The following is a 16,827-nucleotide window of genomic DNA, read 5'->3' on the forward strand; positions in this document are numbered from 1 at the left end:
TCGTTCTCCAGTCAACTGCTTTGTTAACATTCTTTGTGGATTGATTGCTTATTGCCATCAGCCCAAAAAGCCAGGTATTGCTACCATTCATAATTTGCTTTATTCTGCTTAACCCGAACTGACGTTAATTAATGTTTGTCATCAATTCAATTTAGCAAATCTATCTTGAATATTTTAATTAAACTACTACGCCTTCAATTTCTTCATCAGATAGTTCATATAATTGGCGTAACTTTTCTAACTTCTCCTCATCTGGTTGCCAAAAACCTCTGCCGTTCGCTTCTAGCATCCTCCCGACTATGTTACGGAAGGCTTCGGGATTTGCGTTGCGTAATTTTTCCGCCATGTCTGCATCCAGGGCATAGGTATCAACCGCTTGGTTGTAAACCCAATCATCTGTAAAATCAGCCGTACCACCCCAGCCGATTAATGCTGTCATGCGTTGGGATATTTCATAAGCACCGCCCGAACCTTGATTTGCCATTGCTTCCGCCCATTTGGGATTAAGTAATTTAGTTCTGTATTCCAGGCGCAATAAGTCTTCTAAATTGCGGGGTGTGGTGTCTTTAGAGAAGCTTTCTACAAAGCTAGTGTTGACGTTTTTTCCGCGTTGCTTTTCGGCGGCGCGTTTGAGTCCGCCAGTGTTGGCGTAATATTCTTGAATGTCTGTTAAACCGTATTCAACTGAATCGATTTCTTGGACAATGCGATCGCATTTCTGCAACAATTGCTGCAATACTTCTGGTCTAGCTTGACCTTTATCCTGTTTGCCATAACTAAATACATTGCGATTTTGCCAAGTATTGCCTAATTCTTCGCCTGTTTCCCAGCTTCCTTCTACAACTTGGTCGTTTACTAAAGAACCAAAGTCACCTGCTGGATTAGAAAATAGTCTTGCTGAGGCATTATCTACACCTTGCTGTTTCAAAGCTAAATAGTGCTTGCGGATGTAGTTTTGTGATTCTGGTTCGTCTATTTGGGCTGCACGACTAAATAAATCGTCTAACAACTCGATAATATTGACAAAACTATCTCGAAAAATCCCTGATAAATTTGCCAACACATCAATACGCGGACGATTAAGACTAGCTAAAGGTTGTAACTCATAACGCACGATCCTTCCTGTGCCTTCCTTTACAGGTTCAGCACCTACAAGTTCTAACAAAATACCCAAAGATTCACCACGAGTTTTGATTGCATCTAATCCCCACAACATTACAGCTACAGTTTCGGGGTATTCTCCATGTTCTTTTAAGTGTTGAGCAATAATCTTTTGGGCAATCTCTCGCCCGCGTTCGTAAGCCGCAGGTGATGGCATTCTATAAGGATCTAAAGCATGAATGTTACGCCCTGTAGGTAATACGCCAGCGCCATCTCGTAGTAAATCGCCTCCTGGGGATGCAGGAATATACTCGCCATTTAACCCACGTAAGAGATTAGTTAGTTCGTCGCTATTCTGCGTCAGTAACTCGCTAATTTGTTTTGCTTCTTCTTCTACTAACTCATCACCAAAATATGCTTGTAAATAACTGTCTAATTCCTCTCGGTTTGGCGATTCGCCTAGCGTATGCAATCCAGAGGAGAATAACCGATTTTCCAAGACTTGCAGATATTCGTACAACTGCACCAAATACTTATTAAATGCCGTTGCACTAAACATTTGCACATTTTCAGGAGTAAAGGCAATGCCTAATTTCTTTGCCTCTGCAAATGGGCAATCTGTATCTACGCCAGTATCGACAATCTTTTTACAAATAGCTGCTTTGAGGACATAGTTCTTTTCTGGATCTTCTCGATACTCCAAAATCAACTCGCGTATGGCAATTAATTCTTTATACAACCCTGCCCGACCGTATGGTGGTACGTTGTGAGAAATAATTACTCCATAACCGCGCCGCTTTGCCAAGATAGATTCAGATGGATTATTAGCTGCATATATATATAAGTTAGGCAAATTTCCGAGCAATATATCTGACCAAGAATAACCCGTATTGCCCAAAGGAGAACCAGGTAGCCATTCTACAGTGCCATGCATTCCAAAATGAACTACCGCATCAGCCTGAAAATCATGCTGCAACCATTGATAAAAAGCTGCATACTGAGGATGCGGTGTAAGATCGCGCTCAAACATCAGCCGCATTGGATCTCCAGGAATGCCTAAAGGTGGTTGTACGCCTATCCAAACATTACCTAGTTGCACGCCGTTAACTAATAGTTCGTCACCGTAAGTTTTAATTCCGCTACCTGTTAAAGATTGCCATTGTTTTTCAATGCGAGATGTTAGCAAGTAGCCTAGCCATTTTGCTAGTTGTTTGGTGTCTACGCGATCGCCTTCTATTGTCTCATCTGCCACCTTGACCTGCCGAATCAACTCTTCACCATCAATCGGGATTTCACCCACGTTGTAGCCTTGTTCTTTAAGAGCTTGCAGCACTTTTATCAGGCTGCGTGGGACGTTTAATAATGCTGCCGTTCCCGTTGCGCCGTATCCAGGGGGAAAACCGTATAGGATAATAGCAATCTTGCGATCGCACATTGGTTTTTCCCGTAAAGATATCCAGCTTTTTAGCCTACCAATTAATCTTTGTACTCGTTCGGGAATTAGATAAATCTTTTCTCCTACCAAACCACCTAGCGGAACAGTATCTATCGCTCCATCTAATTCCGGCAAAGCATACAATACCACGCTTTGCAATCCACCAATTCCTTGTCTTGTCCAAGAATGAATATCTTGAATTAGCAAGGGTGCAGCAACGATATAAGGTACATTTTTCGCTGTGAGGATGCGTTTGGCAACATCTACCTGCCTGCCTGCTTCCATCGTACCTGCTGGACCGCCTACTAGGGGAAAACCGATTGTGGAAGCGATCGCATCTACCTTGACTGCTTCTTTAGATAAAGATGGCTGGGCGATATTTCCTAACTGTCTTTGGCTAGTTTCATAATCGCTAGTCAGCCAGTCTCTAACTGCAACATGACCTTCTACACCATTGATGAAAATAGGTATAGGTGTCAATCCTGCTTGTTCAAAATAGCGAATTAATTGCCCAATATAAGGCTGTTTAGTAACAACGTGCTTGCGATATAACAATATAGCTACGCGCTGATTTGCACCTGGATAGCGAGCTTGATACCATTGCAAATACTCTTGCGGCGATGTAAAAAAACCTTGATAGTCGGGGTGTAATAACCCCATATTTGGAGTTTCTACAGGTGGCGGAATATCGCCTACTGTTAGACCTAAGTATTTTTCTGCTAATGTCCAAAATAAAGCTGCAACGTTATCTTGTCCGCCTGCATTCCAGTAGCCGTAGATAATTAGCCAGTTGCGTAAGTCTTGTACTTTTTGCCCTGGTACGAATTTGAGTAGTTTTGGTCCTACTTTTAAAAAGCTTAAGTATCCTGCTAGTTTATCTTCTTCTCGCCCGTTACTGAACTTATCGAGGATAAATTTAATTGGTTTAGGCATTCCTTTGGGCTTGTCGCCAATTGCGAACGCGCCTAACTTAGTTAAAGCAAGTAATTCTAAGGCTGACTCAAATATTAAGCGAATGGGAATGTGTTTGATGCGATCGCTTAACCACAATACCTGGTCGTAATCAAACAGCAAACTGCCAAAAAATACATCCGCACCTTGCAATGCTGTTTCTACTTCTTTGGGGTTGCTAGAGATAGCGCGATCGCTAAATACTCTGATATCTAATTCTGGGCAGCGTTTAATAGCTAATTTTGCCGCTTCTCGGTACAATTCGGCGTTAAATGATTCAAAGCCAGCAATTAAGACGATACGTTTCATGCCCAGAAATTGGAATATAGTGTTATTTCGATCTTAGGTAATTTCAGGAATTGCGATCGCAAGCCGTGTAATAATTTGTGGATTCTCAACGTACATCTACCGACTTTTTGAGGTTAATGCTATGAAAGCTATACCTACAGCCCTTGCAATTTTTGGGATTGTCACTTTTACTAATATAGGTATTCCTCTAGTTTACGCGCGATCGCACCCAACACTGCTAGCCCAAGAAAAGACTATTGAGGCGTTATTCCAGCAGGGAGAAGAAAAGTTTGCTCGACAAGACTTTAAAGGTGCTGTTGCAGACTGGAATGAGGTAATTCGCCGCGATCCTAAATATGCTTATGCTTACTACCGAAGAGGAATCGCGCGTTTTATTCTCAAAGATTATCAAGGTGCTGATAAAGACTTAACAGAAACAATTCGCCTCAAACCACCTAATAATAATGCTACTTCTAGTGTCTATGCCGCACGTGGAGTTGTACGGGTTGAAGGGCTAAAAAATCCTAAAGGTGCTATTGAAGACTTCAATCGAGCAATTAAACTCAATCCCCAAAATGCTACTGCATATGCCAATCGCGGTGTTATCCGGGCTGACAACTTTAAAGATAACAAAGGCGCTATTGAAGATTTCAATCAGTCAATTAAACTCAATCCTGAAAACCCCGATACTTATAGAAGACGAGGGATCGTGCGCTATCTACTTAAAGATAAAAAAGGCGCTGTAGAAGATTTGCAGCAAGCAGCTAAATTGTATCAATCTCAGAATGATACCCAAAGCTATCAACGTACTCAGGAAATTATCAAAAAACTTCAGGAAAACTAAGTTTTCCTTATTCTAAATTTTTGCTTATATTTTACTTCAGTGAATTTTTTACAAGTTTACTTTAATTGGAGAAGCAAATTAGTAGATCGGAGATCGCTGACTTATGCGCCTGTATATGCGATTCTCAATTATAAACTCGCTCTAAAAGGCTCATGATTGAAGTTGAACTAGAAATTGCTGGAACGCCCCCTGGAGAACGCCCATTTGAAGGCTATAAGCAAGCCCAATTTCGGATTTTGCCTAGAATTCGGGAATATATAGTTTTGGGTAATAACTACTACGAGGTAGAAAAGATCTTTTATTGGGAAGGCGATCGCGCTCCCAGATTGCTTTTAAGATACGCTGGTTACTTATAAAAAAACGACCAGCCTACCAAGCTGGTCTACAATTTTAGATTGTCGTTTGATTCTGTGGAAACCCAACTGCGCTTTCCCAAAGCTACAGATGGTACAAATCTTTGTCGTTCCCGATTTCTTTTCGTATTGTAACAGGAAACACAGACTTTTTTATAAAAGTTCATAGTATCTTGACATATCTACCCCAATCGATAGATGTAACTTATTCGTGTGACATAAACAAGGCATGAGTGAGAAGACTTAAACTGTTGTGGCTACTAAGTAAAGGGTCTACTGATAAACTAATCTGTAGTATGTCTGGTAGCTTTATCAAACCTTTGCAAACAACTAGCGACAATTGAAGGTTGTTCTAAATGCGGGACGTGACCGCAATTTAGCATAGTTAGTTGAGAATTTGCGATCGCATTCCTAAACCTCTCTGCATCTAATTTAGGCAAAGTATCGTCTAACTCTCCCCATAATATTAGAGTTTCTTTGTCTATTTGAGCTACCTTTTTGGCTATGTCACTATAACCACCACTTTTAGTAAAACTAATTGTAGCTTCGCGCCAATTAGGCATTTCTAAGTGTAGCGTCGCACATCTAATTGCTTCAATCTCACTAGGCTGTAAATTCCCAAAATTACTACCAAAAAATAAAGCTTGTAGTTTGCGCTGTCGCCAATATTCTACCGCCCAGCTATCTATAGGTGAAAACAAATATTTACCAAAAGAAACATCGCCACTAAAACCAATACTATTAATCAGAACTAACTGTTTGACAGCGTGGGGATAAGTAAGAGTAAAATCAATTGCGGTTGCACCGCCCATTGAAGTACCTACTAGCATTACTGACTGATTTATTAGCTGCTGCCAAAAGGAGTAAAGATGGGTTTTAATCGTATATGGATTATAGTTAATTTGTGGCAATCTTTCTGTAAATCCGAAACCTAATAAATCGACTGCCCAAATTGCATTTTTAGACTCAAGTAGTGGTATAATACTGCGAAATTCTAGTACAGAACTATCAAATCCATGCAGTAAAAGTATTGGTGTATTACCTGTACCTTGATGTACATAGGAAGTTGCGATCGCTTGTTCGCTAAGAGGCGTATTTATTGCTTCGCGCTGAATGTTTTGCGCTAAAGTAATAGACTCTGATTTTCTTAGAAAATAAACGTCATGAGGTAGAAAATTAGCAAACATTTTAACTAACAATTTTTACTTTGCTGGCTGCTTTAGTTGCTTTTCCCCTTGCTAATTCAATACTATCTGCTTTAGCTAAAGCTACGCCCATTCTCCGCCCTGGGCGAGAATCAGGCTTACCGAATAATCTTAAATCTACATCTTTATCTGCTAAAGCTTCGGCTACACCAGTAAATGAAATACGCTTTGAATGTTCGCTAGCTAAAATAACTGCACTAGCAGCAAATCCTAACTGTTCTATATTGGGTATTGGTAAGCCTAATATAGCCCTTAAATGTAACTCGAACTCGTTCAAGTTTTGCGAAATTAACGTTACCATTCCAGTATCGTGAGGGCGAGGTGAAAGTTCAGAAAATATTACTTCATCTTTAGTAATAAAAAACTCAACGCCGAATATACCCGCACCGCCTAACTCATCAGTAACTTTTTGCGCGATCGCTTCAGCTTCTAGTAATAGCTTAGTGTTAATAATAGCTGGTTGCCACGATTCTTGATAGTCGCCTTTTTCTTGACGATGACCGATAGGCGCACAATAAATTGTTGGTGCATTCCACTGTTTAATTGTTAATAATGTGATTTCAATTTCAAAGTCGATAAATTCCTCAACTATTACTTTTTGACTATCGCCTCTAGAACCTGCAATTGCATAATTCCAGGCTTGCTCGACTTCACTTGGATTATTAACTGTTGATTGACCTTTACCAGAAGACGACATTACTGGTTTGACTACGTTGGGAAAACCAATTTTTGCTGAAACTGCAATTAATTCCTCTAAATTTGTGGCATAAGCATATTTAGCTGTTCTAATTCCTAAATTATTGCTTGCCAATTCCCTAATTCTGTCTCGATTCATGGTGTAATGAGTCGCTGTAGCTGTGGGAATTACAGTAATTCCCCGCTGCTCAAATTCAATTAATTTCTCGGTTCTAATTGCTTCAATTTCAGGAATAATAAAATTAGGCTGGTGTTTTGAAGCGATCGCTTCTAACTCGTCACCATTAAGCATAGAAATTACTTCCGCGCAGTCAGCAACTTGCATTGCTGGCGCATTAGCATAACGATCGACAGCAATCACGTAATTTCCCAAGCGTTTAGCAGCGATAACAAATTCCTTTCCTAGTTCTCCCGAACCTAAGAGCATCAATTTTTGGGGAAGCTTAATTGAGTTTTGCATACACTTATGAAGCACGAACGCAGATGAACGCAGATAAGATAATAAGCGAAACTATAGCAGGCGAGCGCACTAATTTAGCGACCAGTAAATAGCCACTGGTCACTGGTTACTGGTTACTGGTCACTGTTTCAAGCGCCGCCTATGGTATTAGCAGATTGGTTAAATAATAGCGATCGCGATTTTTCTATATCTAGGGCTTGTTCTTTGAACGCCTCAGCCTTTTCGTAAGCGCGAACGGTAGCAGGACGAATTTTAATTGCTTCAAACCACCGCTGTAAATTGGGAAAATCTTCTAACTTCTGCCCTTGCATTTCGTAGCCTGTAACCCAAGGATAGCAAGCAATATCGGCGATAGAATAATTCCCAGCAACAAATTCACGCCCTTCTAGCCGTTTGTTTAGCACTGCATACAAACGCCCTGTTTCATTGACGTAACGGTTGATAGCATAAGGAATCTTTTCAGGAGCATAGCGGTTGAAATGGTGATTTTGCCCAGCCATAGGTCCCAAACCGCCCATTTGCCAGAATAACCATTCTAAAGTTGCTACGCGATCGCGTAAATCTGTAGAAATTAGCTTACCAGTCTTTTCTGCTAAATACAGCAAAATTGCTCCCGATTCAAATACTGAGATAGGTTCGCCACCGCCTACAGGTTCGCGATCGATAATCGCTGGAATCCGATTATTTGGCGAAATTTTGAGAAATTCTGGCTTAAACTGATCGCCAGCACCGATATTAATGGGAAAGATGTTGTAGGGTAATTCTGCTTCCTCTAAAAACATCGTAATTTTGTGACCGTTTGGCGTTGTCCAGTAATAAAGATCGATCATGGGTTATTTCTCCTGATTGTCTTATTTCAATACATCGCGCCTTGAGCTATAAACGCTCTATCCCAAGTTGTAGTTTAACTTCCTGCTGCGTTCAAACGCTGCCGTTGACTATATAACCAGAGTGTTAGCAGCGCCACAGACACGCTAACGGTGATGAAACAGTGGATGTAACCGCCTGCACTGTCTACAATTGCACCAAGTGCGATCGCCCCAATTCCCTGTCCGACAAATAAGCTAAATACAAATAAGGAAACTGCTGTTCCCCTTGCTTCTGGTGCTAATTCTGTTGCTCTAGTTTGCAATGTGCTATGCAGCATATAAAAGCCCATCCCAATTAACACGCTAATCGGGATAAATAGAATCCAGTTTTGGAACATGACTATCGCCAAGTAGCCAAAACACACTAGCCACCCACCTGTAAAAATTAAGCCTTGTTCGCCTAGCCTACTAACTAGCCATTTTACTGAGGCGCTGTAAATTAGTCCGCCTACACCAAAACCACTGAGCATAAAGCCGATCGCAATATAAGGTAAGTTATAGCGATCGCGTAAAAATGCCCCCAGGTAAGCAAAGCCGCCAAATAGAAAAAATCCTTCAATAAATACAGCCGTAATAATCAAACGAGTAGCAGGCGATTTCATCAGTTGCAAGTAAGGCTTAAAACCAGATTTACCCCAAGGCTTAAAACCAGATTTACCCCGACGATCTTGCAGTTTTATTGGTTCATCTAAGCGCTGATTTGCTCGCCATAGTGCTGCTGCAATCAATAATGAAATTACTCCAAATACGAGAAAGATGTCCCGCCAACTTAGATAATCGCCAAAAATTCCCCCAATACTACCGCCAAGAATTTGCCCCAACATTAAAGCGCTCAAATAACGTCCAATTGCAGCTTGGCGTTCGGCGTAAGGAAAGTTATCGCCAATATAAGCAAGCGACAGGGGAATAATTGCCGCTGCAACCATGCCTGTGAGAAACCGCAGTAGAGTCAGCAAGGCAATATTAGGGACAAATGCACAGCCTGCTGTACCGATCGCAAAAGCTGCCATTGCTCCTGTCATTACCTTCACTTTGCCAATGCGATCGCCTAATGGTCCGTAAACTAATTGAAACAATCCGTAGGGAATTGTATAAGCACTAACAATAATCGCTGTAGTACCGACATTTGCCTCAAATTCATTGGCAATGATATGTAGCAAGGGGTCAATTACCCGCGCATCGGCAATTACTATAAAAGCAGCAGCGCCTAAAAGTAATAGTGAAACTCTAGGAGAGCGTGATTTTTCTGCCATGGATTTACTTGGCGATTGCTTGGCGTTGCCTAATACTAATTGCTCTCCACAAATAAATTCTTCAGTCTCTAGAGGTGAGCGCCTCCAGAAGCCTCAATTCGCTGCCCTGTAACCCATCGGCTATCATTAGAAGCCAAAAATGAAGCCGCGTCTGCAATATCATCAGGCATTCCAATCCGCTTGATAGCAGAAGTCGCTAGCGTTTGTGCTTTTCCTGCTTCTGAACGCAACCACCCAGCATTAAGATCGGTGTCAATTGCTCCAGGAGCAAGGGTATTTACCGTTATGCCGCGATCGCCAAGTATAGCTGCTAGATACTGGGTTAAAACATTAACTGAGCCTTTGGAGGCAGCATAAACAGCGTAGAGTGGGTAAGAAAAGCGCGTTACTCCACTCCCTAAATTTATAATCCGCCCGTTGTCATTAATTCGCGATAGTGCCAATTGGGTAACAAAAAATAAGCCTTTCACGTTCAAATCGAACTGATAATCAAATTCTTCCTCACTCCACTCTTCAATAGGCTTGCCGATTGCCGTTCCTGCATTATTTACAAGTACATCAAACTTTGCCGCTCCTGTCCTTTTAGTCAGTTCGGCATCTAATGTTTCGTACATTGCTTTGATGCTGGCAACTTCAGATATCTCAGCTTGTACGGCAAAAGCTTCTCCACCTGTAGATTCGATTTTAGAGACTACTTCCTCTGCGGCTGCTTGATTCTTGCCGTAATGCACAGCAACCATCATCCCATCTTGAGCTAATCTTAAAGCGATCGCTTTTCCCAAACCACGACTAGCTCCAGTTACAAGCGCTACTTTTTGGGTCATGTGTTTGCTCTCTATTATTTCAATTGTTCGGTAATATCGAACAATTAAACTATAAGGGGATTTGTGAGATAATGCAAGTATGAGATTGTTTTATCATCCAGACACAAAAGATATTTCGCTCCCAGGAGTACTATATGCGTTGGGCGATCCAATTCGCTTAGAAATTGTCAAGCATTTAGCAACCGAAGGAGAACAGCCCTGCGCGGCTGTGTGTGAAGCTCTAGGACTTGCGATCGCCAAATCAACAATGTCCCATCACTTTAGGGTGCTGCGGGAAGCGGGCATTACTTGCTGTCGTAAAGAAGGCACTCAGCACCTCAACACAATTCGCCGCCAGGATTTGGAGGAGCGTTTTCCAGGCTTGCTAGATGTTGTATTGGGTTGCGTACAGAAGGCGAGATAGCAAAAAAGAGCAAATTTAATTAATTATGCTTCTAACTGCAAAAACTTCCGCACCTGTTGTAAGTAAGTTTTGCTATCTTCCAGCATGGGAAAATGAGCCGTATTAGCGATCGGCATAAACTCGACTTTATCGCTCATTGCTGCTGCTTGACGACCCATGTGAGCGGGAATAATTTGGTCGTATTCCCCAGCTACTAATAATGTCGGTACTTTTAACCTGGCAAATTCTTGGGGCATTACTTCGGCTGCTGTCTTACTTACCGCTGTAACCATCGTACCTAAAGCTGCTTGCTCGTCTGCCATCAAAAAATCTGCTAAAAAAGCCTGGCGTTCGCGTTTAGGGATAGAACGCCGCAAAAATCGCGCCATGAATATGCGATCTATAAACGGAATTTTGGCTAGCCATTTGGGACGAAACTTCACTACATAGCCGCCAAACTTGTGAAAAGCAGTAAAAGCTTTCTCGTCATACTCAAATACACCTGAGCAAGTTAAAATTGCCTTTTCCACCCGCTCAGGGTAAAGATTGAGAAACAACGTTGCTACCGATGCGCCTGTAGAGTGAGCGTTGAGATAAATCCGCCCTATTTTTAAGGCATCTAACAAAGCTGCTAAATCTCTAGCATATTCATCTAGCTCGTAGGTCAACTCCTCAACCGCTTCCGCTTGTTCGTGAGGGGCTGTTGCATCTGCTACGGCTATGCTGGCTTGCGCTAAAGGCGATCGCCCGCGCGTGCGTCCAAACCCGCGCATATCGTACAGCAGGCAATCAAAATCATTAACTAGCGCCTTGGCTGTACTTTCCCAATAGCGAGCCGAACCCGCCCAACCGTGAACAAAAACCATTACAGGCTTAACAGAATTGCTGTCTTCTGCTTTTATCCACTCGTAATAATGCTCGACACCACGAACGCAAATGTAAGGCATAGCAAAATGTGACTTAATGTTAGGCAGATTCAGGCTTTGGTAGCGATGAAGGATGTACCAAAAGTTCCGCTGTAGAGCGTTTTTCTACCATTTCGCGGGTAATTGTGCAGAGGGCAACATCTTTTCTTGATGGCAACTCGTACATAACTTCTAGCATCAATTCTTCGACGATACCGCGTAAAGCTCTAGCGCCTGTTTTGCGGCGATAGGCTTCTTGGGCGATCGCTTTGAGGGCATCGGGTTTAAAATCTAGCTGTACGTTGTCCATTTTCAGCAGTTTTTGGTACTGCTTGACTAAAGCGCTACGCGGCTGAGTCAAAATTGCCACTAAAGCTTCTTCATCCAATGGTTCCACTACTGCTGCTACTGGTACTCTGCCGATAAATTCGGGAATCATGCCAAACTTAACTAAATCTTCTGGTTCTAGGTGGCGCAACACGTCAGCCGTACGTTTTTCTTTCGATTGTCCTTCACCTGGTTGCACGAAGCCCATTGATTTTTTGCCAGTGCGCTGTTCTACTACTTTATCTAAGCCGACAAACGCACCGCCGCAGATAAATAGTATGTTACTGGTGTCAATTTGGATGCAATCTTGATAGGGGTGCTTGCGTCCTCCTTGTGGTGGTACGTTGGCAATTGTCCCTTCCAACATTTTTAACAAAGCTTGCTGAACGCCTTCGCCAGAAACATCGCGGGTAATTGAGGGGTTTTCGCTCTTGCGGGCAATTTTATCGATTTCGTCAATGTAAATAATGCCTCTTTGTGCTTCTTCTACATCCAAGTCAGCAACTTGGAGCAAGCGCAGCAAGATATTTTCTACATCTTCGCCGACATAACCTGCTTCTGTTAATGTTGTGGCATCTGCTACCGCAAAAGGTACTTCGAGAATTTTTGCTAGAGTTTGGGCTAACAAAGTTTTGCCGCAGCCTGTTGGTCCAATCAATAAAATATTTGATTTTTGCAGTTCTACTGCATCTTCTGGCGCACCTTTGCCGCTATTTTTTGCTTGCAGTACGCTCAAACGTTTGTAGTGATTGTAGACGGCAACAGACAACACTTTTTTAGCTTCGTCTTGCCCAATTACGTGGTCGTCTAAATGATTTTTGATTTCGCGCGGCTTAGGAATCTGATTGAACGACAGATTTGCCGCGCGAGTCCGGCGCTTTTGCGGCGGTTCTGGACGTTGTGCTTGCTGCGATGCAGCATTGCTACTAGAGTTATGTTCGATTAATTCTTCATCGAGAATTTCATTACACAAGTCAACGCATTCATCGCAAATGTAGACTCCCGGTCCGGCAATCAATTTGCGTACCTGCTCTTGCGACTTGCCGCAAAATGAACATTTGAGATGGGAGTCATACTTTGACATATAAAGCCTCGAATTATTTGATGGTAACTGTAGCACCCGCTTGGGGGATATTTTGCCGCGAGATAACTTGGTCGATTAAGCCGTAGTTTTTGGCTTCTTCTGCGGACATAAAGAAGTCGCGCTCGGTATCAGCTTCGATTCTCTCTAAGGGCTTACCAGTATGCTCGGCTAGTAACTCGTTCAGCCTATTTTTATGATAGAGAATTTCTCTTGCTTGGATTTCAATGTCAACGGCTTGACCTTGAGCGCCACCTAATGGTTGGTGAATCATAATTCGGGCGCTTGGTAGTGACATCCGTTTACCTTTAGCTCCAGCACTCAGGAGAAATGCTCCCATACTAGCGGCGAGTCCAAAACAAATAGTAGCAACATCAGGACGAATTTGCTGGATTGTGTCATAAATTGCCATCCCCGCTGTTACCGAACCGCCAGGAGAGTTGATATACAGCTGAATATCTTTCTCTGGGTCTTCGGCATCTAAAAATAGCAGTTGAGCGACAATCGAATCGGCAACAGCATCATCTACCTGAGTTCCCAAGAAGACAATGCGCTCTCTAAGCAGGCGAGAGTAGATATCAAAAGCACGTTCTCCCATTCCAGATTGTTCTACAACTGTGGGAACAATATTGTTAATTTCCAGGTTGTTAACGCTGTTGATGGGGAAATTCACAGATTTAGATTCAAGCATAGAACAAAGGTTAGAAAGTTTAACCGACGCGGTGCAGCTTGAATTAGGCGCTTTTTACCTTAGGAGTTGCTTTTATCCGCTATCTGTGAACTATTATGCCTTATCTGTTTTACTACCGTCAGATTCCTAAGAAAAGGATAATAGAGCGATCGCCCTATTGACAGATAATCCCTAATTTATTCACTATCTGTTTGGCTGTCAATTTCCTCTGCTTGTGTCAATTCCTCTTCCTCTGTTGGAGTTGGAGCGAGCGTTCCTTCTGGTACTAATTCGACGGTAGCGTTAGCTTGCAGCCAATCTAAGATTTTTTCGGTCAATACTTCTTCAGTGACTATTTCCCGCAATCTTTCTTGGTCGATGTCTTGGTCTTTGTACTGGGCTAGCAGTTCTTTTATACGCTCGTCAACGGTAGCTGGTTCTGCTTGCAGCGATTCGCGCTTGGCGACTTCTTGCAGGGCTAAAGAACGTTTGATACGGTCTATAGCTTCAGGGCGCGATCGCTCTCTTAGCTGCGGTATTGTATCTTGAGTAAATAGCCTTTTGACATCAATGCCTTGTCTGCTCAACTGCATTGCTGTTTGGGTCAGCATTTGGTCTACTTCTTGATTTATCAACGTTTCTGGCAAGTCTACTTCTACGTGTTTTACCAGTTCCTCTGTCAGTGCTTGCTGTTGATTGGCTTTGGTCTTATTTTCTGCTTCTTCTTGAAACCGCTTTTCTAAAGACTCGCGTAGTTCGGCTAGCGTCTCAAAGTCGCTAACTTCTTGAGCAAAGTCGTCATCGACTTCTGGTAGCTCTTTTGCTTTCAAGTCTTTTAAAGTCACGGTAAATAAGGCTTTGCGACTTGCTAATTCCTGTTGGGGATAGTCTTCGGGAAATTGAGCGTCGATTTCTTTAGTTTCACCAACGTTCATGCCAACTATGCCGTCAATGAAGCCTTCAATAAACCGCCCTGGTTGCAACTCTACTTGAAAATCTGTTGCTTGACCGCCTGGTATTTCTTCTGGTTCTGCGTCTGTTTCCGCTTCGTTGACCAAAATGCCTTTAAAATCTACTACAGCGGTATCGTTCATTTGCGCGGCACGTCCTTCAACTGGAACTAGCGTTGCCATTTGATTGCGATTTTCTTCAATTGCTTTTTCGACGCTAGCAGGGTCGTATTTAATCTCTTCTGTTTGGACTTGTAAGCCGCTGTACTGGGTGAGATTTACTTCTGGGACGACATCTACTGCCGCCGAGAAAATCAACGGCTTCCCTGGCTCGTATTGACCGATTAATTCTTCAAATGAGGTGCGTAACTGCGGTTGACCGATAGCTTTAATTTCTTCTTGTTTGAGCGCTTCGTTGACGCTGCTATCAATCATTTCTTCTAGGGCTGCTGCTTTGATGCGGACGTTGCCTAGCCTTTGGACTAATACATGACGGGGAACTTTGCCTTTGCGAAAACCAGGAATGTTGGCAGAACGGGCGAAGTTTTGAATCACCTGCTCGTATGCTTGCTTGGATTTTTCGGAAGGAATTTCTATTTCCAATCCAACTTGACTTGCGGGGAGTTTTTCCTGGGTGACTTTCATGTTTACAGTTTTATCTGACAATTTGACTTATGTAGTGAGAGCTAGCCTGCCTCTATTTTTTCTTCTGCCTGCTAGAAGGGCAACCTCAAGCGCAAGAGCAACATTACCCTGCTTGGGATTGAAAGCACTTAGCCGTAAAAGCGTTCTTCCAGTATAGGTCTTGCGACTTCGTGGTATCCTAAGTTTGGCAAGCGTCGTTAGCGATGGTATCTCTTGGCAGTTTTTAGTTTAGCTATAATTTGGCACTAAAGCCTAATGCTACGCTTTAATTTATAGTTTTTTAAATTGTCCTAATCTATAAGCGCTTTTGGCTTTTAACTACATTTACAGATTTATCTTGCTGTTTTTAACCATGTCCTGACTCACTTATTGCCAAAATGTCACAATACTTAGTATTGAGTGCAAGCAAAATTCCCTCAAAGTCTGCTGTTATATAATCGAATATTAAAAAATTGGTTGGCTGCTAAAGGTTATCTGCATATAAATATATTTATTAAGCTTAGACATTAATTAACGTTATCTCAGGAGAAAAAGTTGACAAAATCTTATCGTGTTGCCATTTTGGGAGCTACTGGTGCAGTTGGCACAGAATTACTAGAACTATTGGACGAGCGGAACTTTCCCTTAAGCGATTTAAAGCTGTTCGCATCTTCCCGCAGCGCTGGAAAAACCATGAAATTTAAGGGAGAAGACTTGTTAGTAGAGGAAGTGGGCGATCGCTCTTTTGCTAATGTAGATATTGTCTTAGCTTCAGCAGGAGGCTCTACGTCCAAAGCTTTAGCGCCGAAAGCAGTTGCTTCGGGTGCTGTCGTTATCGACAATTCCAGTGCTTTTCGCATGGACGAACAAGTACCTTTAGTAATTCCTGAAGTCAATCCCGATGCAGCTAGCCACCACCAAGGCATAATTGCTAACCCCAACTGCACGACAATTTTGATGGCAGTGGCAATTTATCCCTTACATAAAGCCAGACAGATTCAGCGGATTGTTGCTGCTACTTACCAGTCAGCAAGCGGTGCGGGTGCAAGAGCAATGGAGGAAGTCAAAAACCAGAGTCAAGAAATTCTCCAAGGTAAAGCGCCAACTAGCGAAGTATTCCCTTATCCGATAGCCTTTAATCTTTTTCCTCATAATTCGCCAATGACAGCAAACGGCTATTGTGAAGAAGAATTGAAAATGGTGAACGAGACGCGGAAGATATTTAATGCACCACAACTGAGAATTACTGCAACCTGCGTACGGGTTCCCGTACTGCGGGCGCATTCAGAAGCGATTAATCTAGAATTCGAGCAACCATTAAGCGTCGAAGAGGCAAAAGAAATATTAAGTCAGTCAAAAGGAGTGCGAATAGTGGAAGACTGGCAAGCAAATTATTTTCCCATGCCCATAGACGCAACAGGTGAAGATGACGTTTTAGTTGGTCGCATCCGCCTTGATATTTCTCATCCCAACGGGTTAGAACTTTGGCTGTGTGGCGACCAAATTCGTAAAGGTGCAGCCTTAAATGCCGTTCAAATTGCCGAATTATTAGTAGAACAAAATCTGCTATCAGCTAAAAGCTATCAATCATCAGCCATTAGCTAAATGA

At 42.5% G+C, this 16,827-nt stretch carries 14 protein-coding genes and 1 pseudogene; 5 read left to right on the plus strand and 10 right to left on the minus strand.

The window, feature by feature from the left end:
- A pseudogene (locus UH38_RS28375) lies at nucleotides 1-112 on the plus strand (IS982 family transposase); the annotation flags it as partial.
- A gap of 66 nt (nucleotides 113-178) precedes the next feature.
- Here the strand turns inward: UH38_RS28375 and bchH are convergent.
- Nucleotides 179-3,796 carry a magnesium chelatase subunit H gene (bchH, locus tag UH38_RS22355; RefSeq protein WP_045056920.1) on the minus strand — a complete coding sequence of 1,206 codons (3,618 nt, stop codon included), beginning with the start codon at nucleotides 3,794-3,796 and terminating at the stop codon, nucleotides 179-181.
- 121 nt (nucleotides 3,797-3,917) lie between these two features.
- Here bchH and UH38_RS22360 point away from each other — a divergent pair, with 121 nt between their 5' ends.
- Nucleotides 3,918-4,619, plus strand: a complete 702-nt coding sequence (locus tag UH38_RS22360) for a tetratricopeptide repeat protein (RefSeq protein WP_052672524.1) — start codon at nucleotides 3,918-3,920, stop codon at nucleotides 4,617-4,619.
- Nucleotides 4,620-4,771: 152 nt separating this feature from the next.
- The gene (locus UH38_RS22365) at nucleotides 4,772-4,975 is read left to right on the plus strand and encodes a hypothetical protein (RefSeq protein ID WP_045056921.1); all 204 of its coding nucleotides are present in this window, start codon (nucleotides 4,772-4,774) and stop codon (nucleotides 4,973-4,975) included.
- A 281-nt stretch (nucleotides 4,976-5,256) separates the two neighbouring features.
- Here the strand turns inward: UH38_RS22365 and UH38_RS22370 are convergent, their stop codons facing one another.
- From UH38_RS22370 to UH38_RS22390, 5 genes are all read right to left on the minus strand, one after another.
- The gene (locus tag UH38_RS22370; protein ID WP_045056922.1) at nucleotides 5,257-6,159 is read right to left on the minus strand and encodes an alpha/beta fold hydrolase; all 903 of its coding nucleotides are present in this window, start codon (nucleotides 6,157-6,159) and stop codon (nucleotides 5,257-5,259) included.
- A gap of 1 nt (nucleotide 6,160) precedes the next feature.
- Nucleotides 6,161-7,333, minus strand: coding sequence for a formate-dependent phosphoribosylglycinamide formyltransferase (gene purT / locus UH38_RS22375; protein WP_045056923.1), 1,173 nt, complete (start codon nucleotides 7,331-7,333; stop codon nucleotides 6,161-6,163).
- Between the two features lie 128 nt (nucleotides 7,334-7,461).
- Complete coding sequence (locus UH38_RS22380; protein ID WP_045056924.1) at nucleotides 7,462-8,163, minus strand: glutathione binding-like protein; 702 nt, start codon at nucleotides 8,161-8,163, stop codon at nucleotides 7,462-7,464.
- Between the two features lie 74 nt (nucleotides 8,164-8,237).
- Nucleotides 8,238-9,455, minus strand: coding sequence for an MFS transporter (locus tag UH38_RS22385; protein ID WP_045056925.1), 1,218 nt, complete (start codon nucleotides 9,453-9,455; stop codon nucleotides 8,238-8,240).
- A 68-nt stretch (nucleotides 9,456-9,523) separates the two neighbouring features.
- Nucleotides 9,524-10,279 carry an SDR family oxidoreductase gene (locus UH38_RS22390; RefSeq protein WP_045056926.1) on the minus strand — a complete coding sequence of 252 codons (756 nt, stop codon included), beginning with the start codon at nucleotides 10,277-10,279 and terminating at the stop codon, nucleotides 9,524-9,526.
- A 79-nt stretch (nucleotides 10,280-10,358) separates the two neighbouring features.
- Between UH38_RS22390 and UH38_RS22395 the strand changes: the two genes are divergently transcribed.
- Nucleotides 10,359-10,682, plus strand: coding sequence for an ArsR/SmtB family transcription factor (locus UH38_RS22395; RefSeq protein ID WP_045056927.1), 324 nt, complete (start codon nucleotides 10,359-10,361; stop codon nucleotides 10,680-10,682).
- 23 nt (nucleotides 10,683-10,705) lie between these two features.
- On the opposite strand, the gene UH38_RS22400 is transcribed toward UH38_RS22395, so the two are convergent.
- The 4 genes from UH38_RS22400 to tig form a co-directional block, all read right to left on the minus strand.
- Nucleotides 10,706-11,608, minus strand: a complete 903-nt coding sequence (locus UH38_RS22400) for an alpha/beta fold hydrolase (protein ID WP_045056928.1) — start codon at nucleotides 11,606-11,608, stop codon at nucleotides 10,706-10,708.
- A gap of 19 nt (nucleotides 11,609-11,627) precedes the next feature.
- Nucleotides 11,628-12,977, minus strand: coding sequence for an ATP-dependent protease ATP-binding subunit ClpX (gene clpX / locus UH38_RS22405; RefSeq protein WP_045056929.1), 1,350 nt, complete (start codon nucleotides 12,975-12,977; stop codon nucleotides 11,628-11,630).
- 13 nt (nucleotides 12,978-12,990) lie between these two features.
- Nucleotides 12,991-13,665: an ATP-dependent Clp endopeptidase proteolytic subunit ClpP gene (gene clpP, locus UH38_RS22410; protein WP_045056930.1), complete on the minus strand. Its 675-nt coding sequence runs from the start codon at nucleotides 13,663-13,665 to the stop codon at nucleotides 12,991-12,993.
- 176 nt (nucleotides 13,666-13,841) lie between these two features.
- A complete protein-coding gene (gene tig / locus UH38_RS22415; protein ID WP_045056931.1) occupies nucleotides 13,842-15,239 on the minus strand; it encodes a trigger factor in 1,398 nt (465 codons plus the stop codon).
- Nucleotides 15,240-15,773: 534 nt separating this feature from the next.
- Here tig and UH38_RS22420 point away from each other — a divergent pair.
- Nucleotides 15,774-16,823, plus strand: coding sequence for an aspartate-semialdehyde dehydrogenase (locus UH38_RS22420; protein ID WP_045056932.1), 1,050 nt, complete (start codon nucleotides 15,774-15,776; stop codon nucleotides 16,821-16,823).
- The last annotated feature ends 4 nt before the right edge of the window (nucleotides 16,824-16,827 follow it).

This window comes from Aliterella atlantica CENA595 (genome assembly GCF_000952155.1).
Taxonomy (GTDB): Bacteria; Cyanobacteriota; Cyanobacteriia; order Cyanobacteriales; family Chroococcidiopsidaceae; genus Aliterella; species Aliterella atlantica.